Raw genomic sequence first — 21190 nt, 5'->3', positions numbered from 1 at the left:
CCATGTAACCAAGTCTTAATATCCCATACAATTACATTATAAAATAAAACTAAAATTAATACTATTTATTGTATGTCTATGATACTTTTTTAAATTAATATCATTCACATTTTGTCAGATATAAAAACACATTATGTAATTAATTACATACTATTATAAGTAATTGATAAAAATGATACAAACTAAAAAGCTGACCTCATATTATATATGAAATCAGCTTTTGAACATTTATTCTGTTATTTTACTTTTCTTTCTGATACAAATTCTTTATTGTAGTAGTTACTCTTTCTTGATAATTCTTCATTCACTTTATTCAATGAATCACGCTCAATCAATGTCTTTTCATTGGATGATAAGTCTGTACCTAGACCTAATTTAGAACCTTTAATATCCACACCCATACTTGATAATATAGTCGGATACATATCAAATGGTGCATAATGTCGATTCGTTGTTTTAAGTTTTTGAGATTTGAACTTATCATTAATAATTAAATTTGTAACACTACGATGGTATTTCGGATTGAAATCTTTAAAATATTTCTTATCCATACTTAAATGGTCACCAGTTAAGACAATCACTGTGTCATCATAGAAATCTTGTTGCTGTATCCAACGTACGAAGTCAGTTACCTGCTTTTGAGAATGGAAAATTACATTCGAATATTGTTTATCAAATGGACGTGGTGTATCTTTTTCGATGTATCCATCTGGGAAGTGTGTATCTGCATTCTCCATTGTAAAGTTAAATGGTTTACCTTCTTTAGACAATCTCGTAATTTCTTCTTTTGCAAATTGATATAGTTTTTTATCTTCATATCCCCACCAGACTTTATAGTCTTTAGGGATTTTATTTATTTTACGTGCATGTTTCACATCATAAATTTTATAGTTACCATGTGTAGTAAAGAATGTTGTCAGACCACCAAAGTCAGCATCCGCTCCGAACATAACCGTTTGATTATATCCTTCTTTGTTTAAAATATCACCAATACCTACAGCACCAGGTAAGAAATAACCTGATTTGCCATATCCATTACCATTCATTGGGATTTTTAAAGGTAATCCTGTACTCATATTAACCATAGAAGCTACAGACCAACTTGAACCATATGTTTGATAAGGGCCACCGCGCTTTGTTGTATTAGAGAAAGATACTCCTTCATCATACAATTTTTCTAAATCAGGCATTAAATTCTTCTTCATATAACCACCTGAAGATTCATCAAAATAACTATTCTCATAAGACTCTAAATAAATATGAATTAAATTTTTCTTCTTTTTAGGGAATGTTATTTGTGTTGTTTTTGGAGCTTTATAATTATCCTTAATATAATTTGAATCATCATAATATGCTTGATACACTTTTTTTAGTTGAAGTTGTTCCATACTATATTGAACACCATATACGATGATGATTAACGACAATAACCACCCTACATATTTAATGATATGATCGGTAAATAATGTTTTTCCATTTCTTACAACCGCAAAATTTAGAACCATTATTATTAAAAATGGTACTGAAATCCCTAATAATAAAATGACAGGACCGTTAATAATTTGACCTGTAATGCCAGAAGCTGTTCCTTTAATTGGAGAATTAAAGTTAAATATAAACTGTTCTGGCGTTAGTTTTCCAAAGAAATTGATGAACCACTCTGTTCCAAAATATAAGAAACTACCTATGATGACAAATATAATTGAAATAAATGTAACAATACCTCTGACTAATCCTAATCGCTTTTGATTACGTTCAATTGTAATGCTTTTCGTTAAGAGTGCTTTGACAAAAATCACAATTAATCCGATAACACACGCAAATATAAAATATTTCAAGAAGTATGAAACATTCAATCCAGACTCATGATAAATTGTTTTCTTATCTAAAATTTCTTTCATGATAACAAATGCTATTGTATGTACACCAAACGTATAAATTAAAATATTCTTCAAAATGGGTTTAATTTTCTTTTCTTTAAAGAAAAGAATATCTACTGTAAATAACAAAATACTGACTGAAAATAATAATATGATCTGCATAATTCCTCCTGTGGTGTCATTTAGTTTAAATTAACAATTTATATATACCTAAATATTATAATATTATTATACAAATCTATTCAAGTGTTTTTTGTTTTTATTGTAAATAAACCCATTATTTTCCATTGAACTAATTTTTTTCTATCAAAGCTACTGTTTCTACGTGTGTTGTATGTGGGAACATATCTACGGGTGTAATTTCTTTCAGGTTATATCCCGCTTCTTTCAATATCTCTACATCTCTTACTTGTGTTGCTGGGTTACAAGATATATAAACGATACGCTTTGGAGATAATTCTATAAGTGTTTCTATAAATGTTTGATCGCAGCCCTTTCTTGGTGGGTCGACCATAACGACTTCTGGTTTGATACCTTCTTTTTTCCATTTTAATATGATGTCTTCTGCTTTACCTGCTTCCCATGTTGCGTTTTCTACATGGTTAATTTTCGCATTTTCTTCAGCATTTTTTATAGCTTCTTCTACAATCTCTACACCATATACATGTTTTGCTTTTTGGGACATATAAGTACCTATAGTACCAATTCCACAATATGCATCTATTACGGTTTGCTCCCCATCTAGTTGTGCATATTCTAATGCTTTATTATATAATTTTTCGGTCTGCTGGGGATTTATTTGATAAAATGATGTATCAGAAATTTTAAATTGGTATTCTGCTAATTGATCTTCAATTGTGTCTTTACCATAAATGGTATAGGATGTTTTTCCCATTATGACATTTGATTTTTCTTGATTAATATTATGTTTAATACTGACCACATTCTCAAATTCATTTGTAATATAGTCGATTATCTTGTTCTTATGGCTTAATTGTTTCGTATTTGTAACGAATATTATCATTGTATCTTCTGTATAATAACCGCTTCTTAATATAATATGTCTAAGTTCGCCTTTATGCTTTTGTTCATTATAGATATTCATATTTAACTGTTCTAACATTGTTCTTAGTTTATTCATGATTTGATCGTGTTTTTTGTCTTGTATCATACAGTGATTTATATCAACTAATGTATGACTTCTCTGTCTATAAAATCCGAGCTCAATTTCACCTTGTCTATTTTTTTGAACTGGAATTTGTGACTTATTTCTATAGTGCCATGGATTTTCCATTCCGATTGTATTGTTTATAACAGTATCTTCAAAATGTGATTTCCGTTGAAACAAGTTAACGACTTGTTCTTTCTTCATTTCAAGTTGTGCAGTGTAGCTTAGATGTTGTAATTGACACCCACCACACTCTTTATAATATTCACAAGGTGCCTCAATTCTATCTTGAGACTTTTCTTTAATTGTTAATAGTTTACCTATCGCAAATTGTTTTTTGACTTTAATAACTTTAAATTCTATCGTCTCATCTTTAATTGCGTTTGGAACAAAAATTGGAAATCGATCAAACTTTACTACACCGTGACCTTCATGTGTAAAATCTATAACTTGTCCAGTATATGTCTCATTCTTATTTACGACATTTGTCATAATAACTACCTCTTTCTTGTATAACATAGAAAAAAGGGACACTAATATGTCCCATTTTCCTTTATTTATTCTTCTACTTGTTCTTCTTGAAGTCTTTCTCTTTCTTTTTCAACAGTTTCAATTCCGTGCTCACGTTTAATACGTTCTAATTTAGAAAATACTTGTATATGTTGTTTTAAATTCAGGAAATTAGCAGGTAAAACGCCTCCAAATTCACCATCAACATTCAATTGAATTTGCTCAAATGATGATACGTTAATATTTTTCGCTTTAGTATAATGCACTTTAGGATGGTGAATATGATCACCTCTAGAAGCTAACGTCATAATATGTCCTAGTTCGGCGAAATTAACTTTCTCTAATATTAGCAGCGTGAAATTGCCATCATTAATATCAGCATCTGGAACTAATTTTTCGAAGCCCCCAATTGAATTTGTTAATCCAATTAAAAACATCATTGCCTCTCCTTGAAACACATTGCCATCATATTCTATTCTTATATCCGTTGCCTTAATTTGAGGTAACATTTCTAATCCTTTAATATAATAGGCTAACGGCCCAACCATCGTTTTTAACTTACTTGGTGCTTCATAAGACACTTCAGTGATCTTTCCACCACCAGCAATATTAATAAAATAACGATTGTTCATCTTACCGACATCAACAGGAACTAAGTCACCTTTAATAATTGTATCGACAGCTTCCATTATATCATTTGGTATGAGTAAAGCTCTTCCAAAGTCGTTTACTGTTCCCATTGGGATTAAACCAAGTTTGGGACGTTTCTTAGCTTCAGCAATACCATTAATGACTTCGTTTAAAGTACCATCGCCACCAGCAGCAATAATCACATCATAATCATATTCTAGTGCTTTTTTAGCTGCCTGTGTTGCGTCTCCTGCACTTGTTGTGGCATGTGCACTTGTTTCATATCCTGCTTGTTCTAATTTGATCAATACATCTGGTAATGCACGTTTAAACAACTCTCTACCTGATGTAGGATTATAAATGATTCTAGCTCGTTTTTTCATTGAGATCCCTCTTGTATATTCTTATATCTTTATATTATAGCAAATATCATAGATAAGAAAGTATAAATAATTATCGTCTCTTCGTTCCAAATATATTCCTTACGATTTCACGTCCAATTTGTCTTCCAATAGATGATAGTATTTTTGAAGATTCTTTTTGAAATTGCGACTTTGTTTCTTTCTTCTTAGGTTCTTTATGAGATGTGTGTTTCGATTGTTTTTGATTAGAATCTTGTGCTGTTTGTTTTTCGACTTTTTTCTGTAATAATTCATACGCACTTTCACGATCAAATGTCTCTTTGTATGTTTGATTTAATTCTGCATGTACTATTAAATCTTGTTTTACTTTTTCATCGATGACACCAATCTTACTTTCTGGAGGACGGATAAATGCACGTTCTACAATATTTGGTTGCCCTTCTTCATTTAAAAATGACACGAGTGCCTCTCCTGTTTTCAGTTCTCCGATAACTTTTGCTGTGTCGAAAGAATCATTTTGACGGAATGTTTGTGCAGCACTCTTAATTGCTTTCTGGTCTTTAGGTGTATAACTTCTTAATGCATGTTGTACTCTATTACCTAATTGTCCTAATATTGATTCTGGAATATCAATCGGGTTTTGAGTCACAAAATAAATTCCTACACCTTTTGAACGTATTAACCTTACAACTTGTTCTACTTTTTCAACAATTTCTTTAGTGCTATTATTGAATAGTAAATGTGCTTCATCAAAGAAGAATACTATTTTAGGTTTATCTGGATCGCCTACTTCAGGTAAACTTTCAAACAGCTCAGATAATAACCATAGTAAAAACGTTGCATACAGTTTTGGCTTTTGATATAAAACCGAAGCATCTAATACATTAATCATCCCTCTGCCAGATTCATCAAATTTTATAAAATCTTCTAATTCAAGTGCTGGTTCACCGAAAAATAATTCCGCACCTTCTGATTCTAATCTTAATAATGAACGTTGAATTGCGCCTATTGAGGCAGATGAAATATTACCGTATTGTTCTGTATATGTAGTACGATTATCATTTATTTCTTTAAGCAGCGCCTTAAAATCTTTCATATCGATTAATAATAATCCACTTTCGTCTGCTACTTTAAAGACAATATCTAACACGCCTAATTGCGTACTGTTTAATTCTAATAATTTGCCAATTAGCATTGGACCCATTTCAGTAATAGTAGTTCTTACTGGTACACCGTTCTTTTGGAACACATCAAATAATGTTACAGGATAAGCATTTGGATTAAAATCTTCTATATTTAATTGATCCAATCTTTCTTGTATTTTGTCATTTATTACGCCTGCTTCAGCTAAACTAGAAATATCGCCTTTTACATCTGATAGAAATACGGGTACACCTTCTTTAGAAAATTGTTCTGCTAAAACTTTAAGTGTAATTGTTTTTCCAGTACCAGTTGCACCTGCAATTAATCCGTGTCTATTTGCTTGAGCTAGTTCTAAATTTATTTCATTATCATTCTTCGCAATTTTAATTTGTGTCATTTAACTTATCCCCCAAAGATTATTGTTAATTTCTATTTTACTTTAAGTCTCGCTCCATGCAAGCGATAAGATAATGATAACTATATTTCAATAAAAATAATTATTTATAAAAAAGTCAGGTAGAAATCTTTAACAAAAAAGATTTCTACCTGACACCTATGATTCATTTACTTTTTATTATCTTTTTTCTAATTCTGATTTTAGTAATTGGTTAACAACTTGAGGGTTTGCTTGTCCTTTAGAAATTTTCATAATTTGTCCGACTAAGAAGCCCATTGCTTTACCTTTACCATTTTTAAAATCTTCTACAGATTGCGGATTATTATCCAACGCTTCTGTTACAAATCCTAATAATGTTGCTTCATCAGAAATTTGAACAAGACCTTTATCTTTCATTATTTGATGAGCATCCCCACCATTTTTCGCCAATTCAGGGAAGACTTTTTTAGCAATTTTGCTACTCATCGTACCATCTTCAATTAACTTAATCATACCAGCTAAATTTTCAGGTGTAAGTTTTGTATTTTGTAGTTCAATTTGATTTTTATTTAAATATTCATTTACGCCCCCCATTAACCAGTTTGAAGTTAATTTCACATCTGCACCATGGTCTAATGATGCTTCAAAGAAATCAGACATTTCTTTTGTTAATGTAAGTACATGAGCGTCATATGCTGGTAAACCTAACTCATTTACATAACGTTCTTTACGAACATCTGGTAAATCTGGAATTGTTTGACGAACACGTTCTTTCCATTCTTCATCAACATATAATGGTACAAGGTCAGGTTCAGGGAAATAACGGTAATCATCTGACCCTTCTTTAATACGCATTAAGATTGTCTCACCTGTTGATTCGTTGAAACGACGTGTCTCTTGTAAGATTTCTCCACCAGATAATAATACTTCTGCTTGTCGTTTTTCTTCGTGTTCTAATCCTTTACGTACGTAGTTGAATGAGTTCAAGTTTTTAAGCTCTGCTTTAGTACCAAACTCTTCTTGTCCATATGGACGTAATGAAATATTTGCATCACAACGTAATGAGCCTTCTTCCATTTTACAGTCTGATACACCTGTATATTGGATGATAGCACGTAGTTTCTCTAAATAAGCATAAGCCTCTTTTGGAGATCTAATATCTGGTTCAGACACAATCTCAATTAACGGTGTTCCTTGACGGTTTAAATCTACTAAAGAATATCCATCTTTATGTGATAATTTCCCAGCATCTTCTTCCATGTGTAAACGCGTTATGCCGATTCGTTTCGTTTCACCATCTACTTCAATATCAATCCATCCATTTTCACCAATCGGTTGGTCAAATTGTGAAATTTGGTAAGCCTTTGGATTATCTGGATAGAAATAGTTTTTTCTATCAAATTTAGATTCTGTAGCGATATCCATGTTTAATGCCATTGCTGCACGCATTGCCCAGTCCACTGCAGTTTTGTTAACTACAGGTAATACACCCGGATAAGCTAAATCTACTACATTTGTATTTGTATTCGGTTCAGCACCAAAATGAGCTGGTGATGAAGAGAACATTTTTGATTCTGTTTTTAATTCAACGTGTACTTCTAAACCTATGATTGTTTCAAAATGCATTTAGTTTCACACTCCTTGTATCGTTTTATAGTCGTCATGTAAGTTAAATTGTGTTTCATATTGATAAGCAACCTTATAAATGGTTTTTTCATCGAAAGGTTTACCAACAATTTGTAAACCGATTGGACGACCATTTGATTTACCACAAGGAATTGATATAGATGGTACACCTGCTAAGTTAACAGGAATTGTTAATATATCATTAGCATACATAGTTAACGGATCATCTATTTGTTCACCAATATTAAATGCTGTTGTAGGCGCAGTTGGTCCAACAATGACATCATAATCTTTAAATACTTTTTCAAAGTCTTGTTTGATTAAAGTACGTACTTTTTGTGCTTTTTTATAGTAAGCATCGTAATAACCAGAACTTAGTGCAAACGTACCTAACATAATACGACGTTTAACTTCGTCACCAAATCCTTCACCACGTGATTTTTTGTATAACTCTTCTAGTGATTGAGCTGATTTTGAATGAAAACCATAACGTATTCCATCAAAACGAGCTAAGTTAGCTGATGCTTCAGATGACGCAATAATATAGTAACTAGCAACACCATATTTCGTGTTTGGTAATGATACTCTATCCACAGTAGCACCTAATGATTCTAGTGTTTTAACCGCTTCAGTTACAGATTGCTTAACATCTTCAGATACACCTTCACCTAAAAATTCTTCTGGAAGTGCAATCTTAAGATTTTTTATATCTTGTCCTAATTCAGATGTAAAATCTACATCATCAATCGGCGCACTTGTTGAATCATGTGCGTCATGTCCTGATATCGTTTCTAATATTAATGCATTATCTTTAACACTTCGTGTAATTGGTCCAATTTGATCTAAAGATGATGCGAATGCTACTAAACCATAACGAGATACACGTCCGTATGTAGGTTTCATTCCCACAACACCACAATATGATGCTGGTTGACGAATTGAACCACCCGTATCTGAACCAAGTGCAAAAGGTACTAAACTTGCAGCAACAGCTGCTGCTGAACCACCAGATGATCCACCTGGTACTGCTTTATGGTCAAATGGATTTACTGTCTTCTTGAAGTATGAGTTTTCATTTGAACCACCCATCGCATATTCATCCATGTTTAATTTACCAATCAAAATACCATTTTCGTTTTTCAATTTGTTCATAACAGTAGATTCATAAATAGGAATAAATCCTTCTAACATTTTACTAGCACATGTTGTTTCAACACCTTCAGTAATAATGTTATCTTTAATTCCCATAGGAATACCGAAAAGTTTTCCATTCATTTTATCTTCAGCTTGTAATTTATCTTGTTCTTCAGCTTTTTTAATTGCCGCTTCTTTATCAAGCGCTAAGAAAGATTTAATATTTGGATCATCCGCTTCAATTGCATCAAAGATATCTCTCACAATTTCAGATGGTTTGATTTCTTTGTTTTTTATCATTTTAGATAAATTTTCAATAGTTTCATAACGAATTGTCATTCTTTAGTCCTCCTCGTTCATAATAGCGGGAACTTTAAACTGTCCTGCTTCAGTTTCTTTAGCATTTTTTAATGCTTCTTCTTGAGGAATTCCTGATTCACTCTTATCTTCTCTAAGAACGTTTTGTAAATCTAATACATGAAAAGTTGGTTCAACATTTTCTGTATCAACTTCATCTAATTGTCCTGCAAAATTCAAAATATCCTCGAGTGATTTTGTGAATTCTTTAACTTCGTCTTCTGAAACTTCAAGTCTAGCTAAATTAGCAACATGTTCAACTTGCTCAGTTGTTACTTTCGTCATGCGTGACGCCTCCTTAGTTAATCTAACATCATACAATTTTACCAAATTTTCATATAAAAATCTAAAGTTATTAAAAAAGACCTATATGAAAACGCATACATTGTGTATAATAAATTATCGGAAGAAATAAACTGAATATTTGTTGCTACGTTTAAAGTTAAATTTTCATCAATTTTATAGTAATTTTTATTTTTAATTTAGCTTATAAAGTTGATGTTTTAACTTTTGCGACAAAATGTAATCTAAGTAGGGAATTACGCACGTTACACAATTTAAATTGTGTCCAATTTGTGACTATCTTTTTAAATTATGTTATACTACTTATATACAATAGTTACTTTTTACCCTTTGAATAATATTTTATTTGTGTATAATGGTCAACGTGCAACTTTAAAACAATTATAAAGGAGCGGGATTATGTTTATTTTAGGACAGATTGATGCGAGCGCTGGAGTTGCTTCAGGCTGGCAGACTTACTTCATGATTATTGTCTATTTTCTTGTATTACTAGCAATCGGGTATTATGCTTACAAACAATCTACAAGTAATTTAGACGAGTACATGCTTGGTGGCCGTAGTATAGGTCCTTATGTAACAGCATTATCCGCTGGTGCATCAGATATGAGTGGTTGGATGATTATGGGCCTCCCTGGGGAAGTTTATAACATTGGCCTTTCAGCAACTTGGTTAGCAATTGGATTAACAGTAGGTGCTTGGTTAAATTACATACTAGTAGCACCGAAACTACGTGTTTATACTGAACATACTGGAAACGCAATTACGATTCCAGACTTTTTCGAAAAGCGTGTTGCTGATAATACGCATGTATTAAAAATTATTTCAGGAATCATTATTGTAGTGTTCTTCACTTTATATACTTCAGTCGGTATGGTTTCAGGGGGAACATTATTCGAAAGTGCATTTGGTGTAGATTATAGACTAGGTATCATTATTACAGGTGGTATCGTCGTGTTATACACATTCTTTGGTGGTTATTTAGCAGTGTCATTAACTGACTTCTTCCAAGGTGTCATCATGTTAATAGCTATGGTTATGGTACCAATAGCTGCACTGCTTACTTTGAATGGCTTAGATACATTTAACACGGTTGCTGAAGTTAAACCTTCTAACCTTGATTTCTTTAAAGGGACATCAGCGATTAGTATTATTGGATTAGTCGCATGGGGATTAGGTTACTTTGGTCAACCACATATTATTGTTAGGTTTATGTCTATTAAGTCTCACAAGATGTTACCTACAGCTAGACGCTTTGGTATTGGTTGGATGGCTATCTCATTACTTGGTGCTTGTCTAGTAGGCTTAACTGGAATCGCATATATTCACGATACTAGCCAGACTATCGACAATCCTGAAACGATATTCATATTAATGAGTCAAGTATTATTCCACCCATTAGTTGGAGGATTCTTCTTAGCAGCAATTCTTGCAGCAATTATGAGTACAATTTCTTCACAATTACTTGTTACATCTAGTGCTTTAACTCAAGATTTCTACAAAATCATAACTAAGAAGAGAGGTTATGAAGCAAATAGAGATAAAGAATTCGTATTAATTGGTCGCTTTGCTGTTCTAGCAGTTGCTATTATTGCTGTATTACTAGCTTGGACGCCTAATGATACAATCTTAAACTTAGTTGGTAATGCATGGGCAGGATTTGGTGCTGCATTCGGACCTCTAGTATTATTATCACTATACTGGAAAGGTTTAACTAAGAACGGAGCAATAGCAGGTATGGTTACTTCATCAATCGTAGTTTTATTCTGGATTATGATGAAGAGTCATGGTGGTATATTCGAACTTTATGAAATTATTCCAGGTTTCATCACGAATCTTGTCGTGACATTCGTAGTAAGCTCATTTACTAAAAAACCTGATCAAGAAGTAATCGATAGTTTAGATCAAATGCATCGCATATTAAACGAAGATAAATAACATTAAACAATAAAAGCTTATTAGCCGTGTAATTACGACTAATAAGCTTTTTTATATTTCATTATTTATAGATATGAATTTTCGGCTCGTTATCTTCTTTAGTTTTTGTGATTAACGCTTGCGGTTCCTCACCGTCAACTATTGAAATTTCGATATCATCGACACCTTTAAAGTATTTTCCTGATAAATCAGCCACATATTGCGTAACGCCAATTACTTCTGCTTTTCCATAATAATCAAGCGGAATTTTAATTTTAAGTTCTGTTAGTTTATCATCATCAAACTTTCCAGTTCCAACTGATTGCGTGAAATTCGGGAAATACTTTTGTAAATCTTGATTAAATTGCTCAAAGTTTGAATTTAGATTTTCATCTAAATCAGATGCTTCAGATGATGGAATCGTGACATGTTTTTGGTTCAGTTTTTCCCAACCTTCTACATCACGGTGACCACCGTCACTTGTTGCATAATAAATAAATTTACCTGGTTTAATATCCCCTTCACCAGATTGTACAAAAATAGCAAAGTTGATTGGAACATTTTTCAAATCGTCTCGAACTCTTAAACGAGAAAGTATCTCTTCGGCAGCTTCTTTCCCTTTTTTCTCAATATCTTTATTATCTAACTTCTTCGTATATGTTTCCCCATAATCTTCTTTTTGGTAAACATATTCACTGTTCATAGCTAGACCAATCGTCATACCAGAGATCTTTTGTTTTTTGGCATCACTTTCTGTGAAATAATCTTGTTCTATAATATGTGATAAATAAGTTGGTGATTTTTCGGCAATTTTTTCTGGATCTGTTTCGCCATTATGAGTAGGGTTTAAACCTAAATTCTCTCCAGCATTTTTTTGTTCTTTTTCATCAGCGCTCATATCTTTAATTTCTGCTTTTGTATATTTAGGCGCTAAATATGCTCTTACAGTATCTTTATCTAAAAATTGTCCATCTCGGTACAAATAATCTTCTGGTGAAAAAGTTTTTTTACTTATATCCAACAATCCACTTTCAAATGCCTCACTATTATAACTAGAAATCATGTTATCTTGTGTTAAGCCTCTCGCCGCGCTAACTTTAAATGGTAATAAAGTACGATAGTATTCATTTGAAATTTGCATACCAGTAGATATTTGTTTCGTTTGTTGCTTTTCTTTATCAGATTTATCTTGATTATCTTTCTGTGTTGTATCTGATGAACATGCCGTTAGCATAAAAACAGTCGCTAAAATAAGAAATCCTTTTTTCATATTATTAACCTCTATTCATTGATATTACGATATTTATCCAACCAGTCTTGTTCTGTCCAAACTTCGATATTTAGTTGTTCTGCTTTCTTTAATTTAGAACCAGCATCTTCACCAGCTATAACGACATCCGTCTTCTTCGTTACACTACTTGTTACTGATGCACCTAAAGATTGAATAATCTGAGTTGCCTCTGGTCTTGTCATCTCTGTCATTTTACCAGTTAAAACGAACGTTTTACCACTAAAACTTGGATGACCTTGTATTTCTGACTGTTTAACACCTTTGTATGTCATATTAACATTTTTTTCTTTTAATTTATTAATTAAAACTTTTATATCTTCATTTTCCATGTAAGTGACTAATGACTGAGCCATTTTATGACCAACGTCTGCAATTAAAGTTAAATCTTCAATCGTTGCCTCAAATAAATTATCAATTGTCTCATAATATTCTGAAATAACACGACTTGCTTTTGTTCCTAAATGTCTAACACCCAATCCGAATAATAAATGTTCTAGTGATTTACTTTTAGAAGCTTCGATCGCTTTTAACAAATTATCGACTTTTTTCTCGCCCATTCTTTCTAATGGTAATAAATCTGATTCAGTTAAATAATATAAATCTGCTACATCTTTGATTTTTTTATGTTGATATAATTGTTCGATGATTTTTTCACCTAAACCGTCAATATTCATCGCTTGACGTGATACAAAATGAATCATACCTTCAACAAGCTGTGCAGGACATTTAGGGTTAATACATCTTAGTGCTACTTCACCTTCTATCCTAACTAACTCATGTTCACAGCTAGGACAATGTGTAGGCATATGATAAACTTTACTACTTTCACTTCTATCTTCGGAAATGCTACGTACAACTTCTGGTATAATGTCCCCTGCTTTTTTGATAATGACTTTATCACCGATGCGAATGTCTTTCTCATGTATTAAATCTTCGTTATGTAACGAGGCACGTGAAACTGTTGTTCCAGCTACTTTAACAGGTTCTAATATAGCTGTTGGTGTCACGACACCTGTTCTTCCAATACTCAGTTCTATATCTTTAAGTGTAGTTAACACTTCTTCAGCAGGAAATTTATATGCTATTGCCCATCTTGGAGATTTCTGTGTAAAGCCTAATTCTTGTTGTTGATCTAAATCATCAACCTTTATAACGATTCCGTCTATATCATAAGGAAGGTTATTTCTTTTTTCTGTCCATTTTTCAATAAACTTAATAACACCTTCAATATCATCAAATGTTTCACGTTCTTTATTTGTTTTAAAGCCTAAGTCATCTAAATTATTCAATGCTTCAGATTGACTTTTTGCTTCAATCTCAGTTAAATCATTCACACTGTATAAAAATATATCCAATTTTCTCTTTGCAGTTAATTTAGAATCTAATTGTCGTAATGATCCCGCTGCTGCATTTCTTGGATTGGCAAATAATTGCTCGTTATTTTTTTCTTTTTGTTCGTTTAACGCTATAAATGACTTTCTCGGCATATAAGCTTCACCACGAACTTCAATTGATAGTGGTTCTTTAATTGTTAATGGGATGGCATGAATTGTTTTTAAATTTTCGGTTATGTTTTCACCAGTTGTACCATCACCTCTCGTCAATCCTTGTACAAATCGACCGTTCTCATATTTTAAAGAAACGGCTAAACCATCTATTTTTAGCTCGCAAGTGTAATGTACTTTGCCTACTTTATCCTTAATACGTTGATCAAATTTTCTTAAATCTTCATTATTAAATGCATTGCCTAGTGATAGCATTGGCGTATCATGATTAACTTTCTCAAATTGTGATAACGGTGGTCCTCCGACCCTTACAGTCGGGGAATCTGCCGTTTTTAATTCAGGATGTTCTTCTTCTATAGAAATTAATTCATGTAGTAATTTGTCATATTCACTATCTGGAACGGTTGGATTGTCTAACACATGGTATTCACGATTATATCGATGTAATAAGTGATGTAATTCTTCAACTCTTGATTTTAATTCAGCCATCATTTATTCTCCTTTTTTCTCAATCGGTGCAAATTGAGCTAATAAACGCTTCGGTCCTTCGTTTTTAAAGATAATATCAAGTTCAACTGAACCATTTTTGTCATTAACTGCACTTACCATACCTTCACCCCAAGATTTATGTGTAACTTTATCTCCAACATTCCAATTTGATTCAGTTTGTTGTGGTGTGTTAACTCTTCGTGCGTATCCTCGTTTCGGTGCTACAGTTTGTTTTGATTTAAATGACATGTTAGGTTTTACACCATCTAGTAAATCGTCTGGTATTTCGTTTAAAAATCTTGATTTTACGTTTGCTTGAGATTTACCAAACAAAGTGCGTGTCGTAGCATGTGAAACATGCAACTCTTCTTCAGCTCGTGTAATTGCTACATAAGCAATTCTTCTTTCTTCTTCCATTTCATGCTCTTCACCAGACTTTAAACTTCTGAAATGAGGGAAAATACTTTCTTCCATACCAACTATAAAGACAACCTTAAATTCTAGTCCTTTAGCTGAGTGCATTGTCATTAACGTAACACCAGCTTCTAAATCAGCATTATCAACATCGGCTACAAGTGATAAATCAGTTAAGAAATTCATTAAAGATTGTTCCTCTATTGGTGTGTTTTTCTCATAATCTCGAGGAACTGATAAAAATTCATCTATATTTTCAAGTCTACTTTGAGATTCAATCGTTTGTTCGTTTTCTAACATGCTTCTATAACCAGATTTATCAAGAATTTGTTCAACTAATTCTGTGATGGATAGAAATTCTTGTTGCTGCATAAAATTATTCATCATCTCATAAAAGTCCACCGCTTCTTGTGTTACTTTTTTAGATAATCCTATAAAATCAACTTCACCTAGAGCATCAAAGTAACTTAAATTATTCATGCTTGCATATTGAGCAATTTTTTGAACAGCTGATGGACCGATCCCTCTCTTTGGAACATTGATGATGCGTTCAAAACTTATATCATCATTACTATTAGAAACGAGTCTAATGTAACTTAATAAATCTTTAATTTCTTTACGGTCATAGAACTTAGTGCCGCCTACCATCGTATACGGAATATTAGATTTTAAAAATGTTTCTTCAAGTACACGTGATTGAGCATTTGTTCTATACAAAATTGCTATATCTTGATTCTTATATCCATCTTGCTTTTTCTTAAGAATTTGTCTAATAACATACTCAGCTTCATCTCTTTCAGTCATTGCTTCATAATACTGAATTTTCGAACCTGATGTGTTATCAGTCCAAAGTGCCTTTGGTTTACGTTCTGAATTGTTTCGAATAACCTCGTTTGCAGCAGTTAAAATCGTCTTAGTTGATCTATAATTTCGTTCTAAATAAATCGTCTTAGCATTCGGATAATCTTCTTCGAAAGATAAAATATTCTTAATATCTGCACCTCTCCAACCGTATATAGACTGATCAGAGTCACCTACTACACAAATATTCTTAAATTTGCTTGCAAGTAGTTTCACGAGCGTATATTGTGCCTTATTCGTATCTTGATATTCATCAACGTGAATATATTGGAATTTATTTTGGTAAAATTCTAACACTTCTGGTACGCGTTCAAACAACCTAATTGTCATCATAATCAAATCATCGAAATCGAGTGCATGATTTCGCAATAATTTTTCTTGATAACCTTTATATACACTTGCAACCATCGTATTGTAAAAATCATTTGCTTCTTTTTCTGCATCTTCAGCTGTTTTTAGTTCATTTTTCAAATTAGAAATTGCGCCTATAAATGTTCTTGGATCATATTTTTTACTATCTATATTTTCTTTTTTCAAAATTTCTTTAATAACTGATTTTTGATCTGTTGGATCAATAATTGTAAAGTTACGTTCAATTCCAATATGATCAATATCACGTCTTAAGATTCTTACACACATTGAGTGGAATGTTGAAATCCAAATACTTTCAGCTTCTGGACCTACTAGATTACTAATTCTTTCTTTCATTTCTTTAGCAGCTTTATTAGTAAATGTAATCGCCAAAACATTGTATGGTGAAACATCCTTTTCATCTAGTAAATATGCAATTCTATGTGTTAAAACACGCGTCTTACCACTTCCTGCACCTGCCATGATTAATAATGGCCCTTGTGTTGTCTTGACTGCTTGCTTTTGTTCATCATTCATTCTATCTAACAATGTGTTCATAAAAACCTTCCTTTATTGTTTTACTTTAGTCGTTTGTAATGCTTGCTTTAAGTTTTCATATATTAAATTCCCAACTACAATAGTATCAGCATGTTCTGACATCTCTCTAGCCGTATTTAAATCTGAAATACCTCCACCATATATTAATTGAGCATGCTCTAAGTTATGTTTTATTGCTTTTACTTCTTCTGGATTCCCGTATTTCCCACTATACTCTAGATAAAATATTGGTAATTTATATAGTTTATCTACCATCAATGCATAGCTTTCTAAATCGGTTATATTTAAATCCGTATTGGCATTTGTTAGTTTTGCAACTTTACTATCTTCATTCATTACAACGTAGCCTTCAAGAAATATCTCATCAAAGTTCATCATATAACCATATTCATTTAGTGCATCATGCAAAATGCCATTATGATACTTTACATCAGCACTATTTAAAACACTCGGCACAAAATAAAAATCGAATCCTGGAACAACACTTTCCTTGTTTGAAATTTCAAGTGCACAAGGTAATGGATATCTTCTAATTCGACTCATTAAATTAAGTACATTATCTTCAGTGACATTGTCCGTACCGCCAATAATAATGGCATCTGTACCTGATTCGCATACTTTCATCAAATCTTCATCAGAGATAGATTTAGCAGGATCTAATTTAAAAACATGTCGCCATAACTTTATATCGTACATACATAAACTCCTTTAATTATCATAAGATTAATTATAGCATTTTTAAGTTTAAATTCCGAAATGAAATAAGGTATTTTCAATAAAAAAAGAAGCGAAAATGTCGCTTCTTAATAACCGTACTCAAAGTATTCTTCAAGAGTCAGATTTTTTTGATGAATTTTTTTGGCTAAGTCTTTACCAACATATCTTAAATGCCAAGGTTCATATTGATATCCCGTAATATTTTCTTTCCCTTTTAAATATCTAATTATGAATCCGTATTTATAAGCATTCTGCTCAATCCATTTACCTTCTTTTGTATCGCCGAATGATTTTTTGAAATCGTATGTAGCAGTATTTGAGCCAACATCAAAAGTTAAACCTGTTTGATGTTCAGACTTTCCAGGTTTTGCACTATATTTATCCGCTTCTTCAACGCCATCTCTAGCAACATAGTCTTTATATAATTGCGCTTGCTCTTCATAAGAACGATAACCACTTCTAAACACAATATCTAAACCTTCTTTATTTGCATCTTGAATAAGTTGATTTAAATGATCCCTAGCAATTTTATTTTCACCTGGTGCATAGTCTCTTGGTAGGTCAACTTTTTTATTCGCAAAAATATGTCCATCTATATATGTGACACCATTTTTTTTCGTTACTTTATGTTGTTTCTTTTCTTGTTTGTCACTTTGCTTTTGAGAAGAATCATGTGTTTCTTCCGACTTCTTTGGTTTTTGCTGATTCGATTCATCTGTAGTACAAGCACTTAACAAAAACATTGAAGCAGCAATTAATGTATAAATTCGTTTCATTTATGATATCTCCTTCTAACACTTAATTAAATTATTATATTACTATTTTATAACAATATCAAAAATTATTCTCTTACTTAATCTATTTATCAAAACAATCATTAAATATGATCAAATGATATAGAGAAAAGTCCGGGACAATTGTGCCCCGGACTTCCGTTGGAATGTATGCTTATCAAAATTTTTATTTTTTAAATTCTATATTCATTCTTTCAAGAATCATCGTATATGCATCATTACCCCATTGTAATGATCTTTTGACACGCGAAATGGTTGCTGTTGAAGCACCAGATTCTTTTTCAATATGTGCATAAGTAAAACCTTGTTTAATCATTTTCGCAACTTGTAATCGTTGTGACAATGATTGTAATTCATTTACCGTACAAATATCATCAAAGAATTGATAACACTCTTCTCTTGTTTGTAACGTTAAAACTGCATCAAACAATTCGTCTAAAGCTTTACCTCTTAATTTTTCGATTTGCAAAAAATCAACCCCTGTTTTTATAAGTTCATTAATTGCATTTTAACGCACTAACCTATTAAAGTACAGTATAAACTTATTTATTCGATGCCTGCTCTTTTAAAAATAGTATCTACTTGATTTAAATGATGTTTTTCATTAAAACATTCATCTAATTCTTCAGCATTTAATAAGTTTGTAATTTTGTCATCGCGTTCTACTAATGTTCTAAATGGTGTTTGTGTTTCCCATGATTCCATTGCTTTAGGTTGCACTAAATCATAAGCTTCTTCTCTAACCATTCCTTTATTAATTAAAGTGAGCATCACACGTTGTGAATATATAAGTCCAAAAGTTTTATCAATATTACGTTTCATATTCTCAGGAAATACAGTTAATCTATCAATAATATTTGTAAATCTATTCAAAGCATAATCTAAAGCTATCGTAACATCAGGTAACATAATACGTTCACTTGAAGAGTGAGAAATATCTCTTTCGTGCCAAAGTGGAACATTTTCGTATGCTGTTGTGATGTAACCTCTTATTACTCTTGCTAGTCCAGTTACATTTTCAGAACCGATTGGATTTCGTTTATGTGGCATAGCTGATGAACCCTTTTGACCTTTAGCAAAGGATTCCTCAACTTCCCTTGTTTCTGTTTTCTGTAATCCACGCACCTCAACTGCAAATTTCTCTATTGATGTAGCGATTAATCCAAGTGTCGCAATATAATAAGCATGACGATCACGTTGTAACGTTTGAGTCGACACAGGTGCAAAGTCTAGTCCTAATTCCTTGCATACATGTTCTTCTATTTCTGGTGGAATGTTAGCAAATGTACCCACTGCACCACTCATTTTCCCAACTTCTATTTCTTCACGCACTCTCTTAAATCTTTCTAAGTTACGTTTCATTTCTGTATACCATAATGCCATTTTAATACCAAATGTAGTTGGTTCGGCATGAACGCCGTGTGTTCTTCCCATCATTAAAGTATGTTTATGTTCAATAGCTTTATTTTTTAATACTTCTAAAAATCTTTCGATATCTTTTTCGATAATTTCATTAGCTTGTTTAATCACATAACTTAATGCTGTATCAACCACATCAGTAGAAGTTAAACCGTAATGTACCCATTTACGTTCTTCTCCTAACGTTTCAGAAACTTGTCTCGTGAATGCAACAACATCATGTCTTGTTTCTTGTTCAATTTCTTTAGCTCTATCAACGTCGACTTTAGCATTTTTTCTAATAAGTTTAACATCCTCTTCAGGAATATGCCCTAACTTACTCCAAGCTTCACATGCCAGTATTTCAACCTCTAACCATGCTTCAAAACGATTTTGTTCAGTCCAAATATTAGCCATTTCTTCTCTAGAATAACGTTCAATCATTGATAAAATCTCCTATCATATATTAGTCATTTACAGTATAACAGACATTCGTTAACACGTACATTATTTGTCAAAACTAATATAAAGTTCGTGTATTGTGTTCTTCTTTCTTTTTCATTATATATTGTATTACACACTTTTTAAATCAAAATAGTCAATCTTATGACTTTTAAACAAATTAAAATACCGAACCATTACTTTGTAATGTAGAGTTCGGTATTTTGTCTAACCCTGTATTTTCTTGCCAACGAATTGTATTTCTTGCTTTAAAACTTCTATTTCTCCATTTTCTCTTTCAATGAAAACTGGTTTTTCAAATCGCTTCACAGGTGTGTAACCTTGTTCCTTCATACGGTTTAGGCACATTTCAATCGTCTCATTATCTTCTACTTTAAACTTCATCTGTATCATACGCCTTCAATTTCTTACTTCTAACGCCTTTAACCCAGAAACCACCATGTATATTTCTAGGCTCATAAGCAATGATAAATGCTTTAGGATCTAATTGTTTGATCGTTTCCATCAATTTCAACTCAAACCTTCTTGGCGTTAAAATTTGCATCACATATCGATCACCGTCTCTACCTTTAGCAACATAATGTGTAACACCATATCCTAAATCTCTCAACTTACGAGGTAAATCCGTTTCATATTCTGCCGTAGTTGCATTTACAACTATATAGCCTAAAGCTATTTTTTCTTCTATCTTCATTCCCACAATGATTCCTGCTGCAAATCCAAGTGCATATGCTAATATGTTTTGAATTTGATCAAGACTATTGATGACTAACCCTAATCCGATAACATACACAACTACTTCAAGTACACTTACAGCAGCGGCTACGTATCGATAACCTTTCAAAGTTAATATTGTCCTCATCGTTAAACAAGATACATAAACTATATTAATCACAAATATAGATAGTACCATTAACCAAGGATTATCTAATATAGCTGACATTTAA

The 21190-nt window shown here is 32.2% G+C and carries 17 protein-coding genes; 1 reads left to right on the top strand and 16 read right to left on the bottom strand.

Annotated elements, in window-relative coordinates; genetic code table 11:
• Positions 1-236 precede the first annotated feature (236 nt).
• The 7 genes from CD111_RS06165 to gatC form a co-directional block, all read right to left on the bottom strand.
• Positions 237-2042, bottom strand: a complete 1806-nt coding sequence (locus CD111_RS06165) for an LTA synthase family protein (protein WP_197696916.1) — start codon at positions 2040-2042, stop codon at positions 237-239.
• 130 nt (positions 2043-2172) lie between these two features.
• Positions 2173-3540, bottom strand: coding sequence for a 23S rRNA (uracil(1939)-C(5))-methyltransferase RlmD (gene rlmD, locus CD111_RS06160; protein WP_095087054.1), 1368 nt, complete (start codon positions 3538-3540; stop codon positions 2173-2175).
• 65 nt (positions 3541-3605) lie between these two features.
• Positions 3606-4571, bottom strand: coding sequence for a diacylglycerol kinase (locus CD111_RS06155; RefSeq protein WP_095087050.1), 966 nt, complete (start codon positions 4569-4571; stop codon positions 3606-3608).
• 70 nt (positions 4572-4641) lie between these two features.
• Complete coding sequence (locus CD111_RS06150; RefSeq protein WP_095087048.1) at positions 4642-6090, bottom strand: helicase HerA-like domain-containing protein; 1449 nt, start codon at positions 6088-6090, stop codon at positions 4642-4644.
• 177 nt (positions 6091-6267) lie between these two features.
• Positions 6268-7695 carry an Asp-tRNA(Asn)/Glu-tRNA(Gln) amidotransferase subunit GatB gene (gatB, locus tag CD111_RS06145; RefSeq protein ID WP_095087045.1) on the bottom strand — a complete coding sequence of 476 codons (1428 nt, stop codon included), beginning with the start codon at positions 7693-7695 and terminating at the stop codon, positions 6268-6270.
• Between the two features lie 6 nt (positions 7696-7701).
• Positions 7702-9168 carry an Asp-tRNA(Asn)/Glu-tRNA(Gln) amidotransferase subunit GatA gene (gatA, locus tag CD111_RS06140; RefSeq protein WP_095087042.1) on the bottom strand — a complete coding sequence of 489 codons (1467 nt, stop codon included), beginning with the start codon at positions 9166-9168 and terminating at the stop codon, positions 7702-7704.
• 3 nt (positions 9169-9171) lie between these two features.
• Positions 9172-9471, bottom strand: coding sequence for an Asp-tRNA(Asn)/Glu-tRNA(Gln) amidotransferase subunit GatC (gatC, locus tag CD111_RS06135; protein ID WP_095087039.1), 300 nt, complete (start codon positions 9469-9471; stop codon positions 9172-9174).
• 417 nt (positions 9472-9888) lie between these two features.
• Between gatC and putP the strand changes: the two genes are divergently transcribed.
• On the top strand, positions 9889-11424 hold the full coding sequence (gene putP / locus CD111_RS06130) for a sodium/proline symporter PutP (protein WP_095087036.1): 1536 nt from the start codon (positions 9889-9891) through the stop codon (positions 11422-11424).
• A 61-nt stretch (positions 11425-11485) separates the two neighbouring features.
• Here the strand turns inward: putP and CD111_RS06125 are convergent, their stop codons facing one another.
• The 9 genes from CD111_RS06125 to CD111_RS06085 all read right to left on the bottom strand — a co-directional run bounded on the left by CD111_RS06125 (position 11486) and on the right by CD111_RS06085 (position 21186).
• Entirely contained in the window at positions 11486-12673 is a 1188-nt protein-coding gene (locus tag CD111_RS06125) for a CamS family sex pheromone protein (RefSeq protein ID WP_095087033.1), read from the bottom strand.
• 11 nt (positions 12674-12684) lie between these two features.
• The gene (gene ligA, locus CD111_RS06120) at positions 12685-14688 is read right to left on the bottom strand and encodes an NAD-dependent DNA ligase LigA (RefSeq protein WP_095087030.1); all 2004 of its coding nucleotides are present in this window, start codon (positions 14686-14688) and stop codon (positions 12685-12687) included.
• 3 nt (positions 14689-14691) lie between these two features.
• A complete protein-coding gene (gene pcrA / locus CD111_RS06115) occupies positions 14692-16872 on the bottom strand; it encodes a DNA helicase PcrA (protein WP_095087027.1) in 2181 nt (726 codons plus the stop codon).
• Positions 16873-16884: 12 nt separating this feature from the next.
• Positions 16885-17568, bottom strand: coding sequence for a heptaprenylglyceryl phosphate synthase (gene pcrB / locus CD111_RS06110; protein ID WP_095087024.1), 684 nt, complete (start codon positions 17566-17568; stop codon positions 16885-16887).
• Between the two features lie 107 nt (positions 17569-17675).
• Positions 17676-18365: a M15 family metallopeptidase gene (locus tag CD111_RS06105; RefSeq protein WP_095087021.1), complete on the bottom strand. Its 690-nt coding sequence runs from the start codon at positions 18363-18365 to the stop codon at positions 17676-17678.
• Positions 18366-18549: 184 nt separating this feature from the next.
• Complete coding sequence (locus tag CD111_RS06100) at positions 18550-18852, bottom strand: YerC/YecD family TrpR-related protein (protein WP_095087018.1); 303 nt, start codon at positions 18850-18852, stop codon at positions 18550-18552.
• A 77-nt stretch (positions 18853-18929) separates the two neighbouring features.
• Positions 18930-20225, bottom strand: a complete 1296-nt coding sequence (gene purB, locus CD111_RS06095; RefSeq protein ID WP_095087015.1) for an adenylosuccinate lyase — start codon at positions 20223-20225, stop codon at positions 18930-18932.
• Positions 20226-20450: 225 nt separating this feature from the next.
• The gene (locus tag CD111_RS06090; protein ID WP_095087012.1) at positions 20451-20627 is read right to left on the bottom strand and encodes an NETI motif-containing protein; all 177 of its coding nucleotides are present in this window, start codon (positions 20625-20627) and stop codon (positions 20451-20453) included.
• The gene (locus CD111_RS06085) at positions 20617-21186 is read right to left on the bottom strand and encodes a DUF2179 domain-containing protein (RefSeq protein ID WP_095087009.1); all 570 of its coding nucleotides are present in this window, start codon (positions 21184-21186) and stop codon (positions 20617-20619) included. Before CD111_RS06085 ends, CD111_RS06090 begins: the two co-directional genes overlap by 11 nt.
• Between the last annotated feature and the right edge of the window lie 4 nt (positions 21187-21190).

The organism is Mammaliicoccus stepanovicii, assembly GCF_002902525.1.
Lineage (GTDB): Bacteria > Bacillota > Bacilli > Staphylococcales > Staphylococcaceae > Mammaliicoccus > Mammaliicoccus stepanovicii.
This window is presented reverse-complemented; position numbering and strand designations above follow the sequence as displayed.

Coding starts and splice junctions, on each gene's coding strand:
- CD111_RS06125 (WP_095087033.1), bottom strand. CDS start 12,673: ATGAAAAAAGGATTTCTTATTTTAGCGACTGTTTTTATGCTAACGGCA.
- rlmD (WP_095087054.1), bottom strand. CDS start 3,540: ATGACAAATGTCGTAAATAAGAATGAGACATATACTGGACAAGTTATA.
- putP (WP_095087036.1), top strand. CDS start 9,889: ATGTTTATTTTAGGACAGATTGATGCGAGCGCTGGAGTTGCTTCAGGC.
- CD111_RS06165 (WP_197696916.1), bottom strand. CDS start 2,042: ATGCAGATCATATTATTATTTTCAGTCAGTATTTTGTTATTTACAGTA.
- ligA (WP_095087030.1), bottom strand. CDS start 14,688: ATGGCTGAATTAAAATCAAGAGTTGAAGAATTACATCACTTATTACAT.
- CD111_RS06155 (WP_095087050.1), bottom strand. CDS start 4,571: ATGAAAAAACGAGCTAGAATCATTTATAATCCTACATCAGGTAGAGAG.
- CD111_RS06105 (WP_095087021.1), bottom strand. CDS start 18,365: ATGAAACGAATTTATACATTAATTGCTGCTTCAATGTTTTTGTTAAGT.
- gatA (WP_095087042.1), bottom strand. CDS start 9,168: ATGACAATTCGTTATGAAACTATTGAAAATTTATCTAAAATGATAAAA.
- pcrB (WP_095087024.1), bottom strand. CDS start 17,568: ATGTACGATATAAAGTTATGGCGACATGTTTTTAAATTAGATCCTGCT.
- gatB (WP_095087045.1), bottom strand. CDS start 7,695: ATGCATTTTGAAACAATCATAGGTTTAGAAGTACACGTTGAATTAAAA.
- CD111_RS06150 (WP_095087048.1), bottom strand. CDS start 6,090: ATGACACAAATTAAAATTGCGAAGAATGATAATGAAATAAATTTAGAA.
- CD111_RS06085 (WP_095087009.1), bottom strand. CDS start 21,186: ATGTCAGCTATATTAGATAATCCTTGGTTAATGGTACTATCTATATTT.
- purB (WP_095087015.1), bottom strand. CDS start 20,225: ATGATTGAACGTTATTCTAGAGAAGAAATGGCTAATATTTGGACTGAA.
- pcrA (WP_095087027.1), bottom strand. CDS start 16,872: ATGAACACATTGTTAGATAGAATGAATGATGAACAAAAGCAAGCAGTC.
- CD111_RS06090 (WP_095087012.1), bottom strand. CDS start 20,627: ATGAAGTTTAAAGTAGAAGATAATGAGACGATTGAAATGTGCCTAAAC.
- gatC (WP_095087039.1), bottom strand. CDS start 9,471: ATGACGAAAGTAACAACTGAGCAAGTTGAACATGTTGCTAATTTAGCT.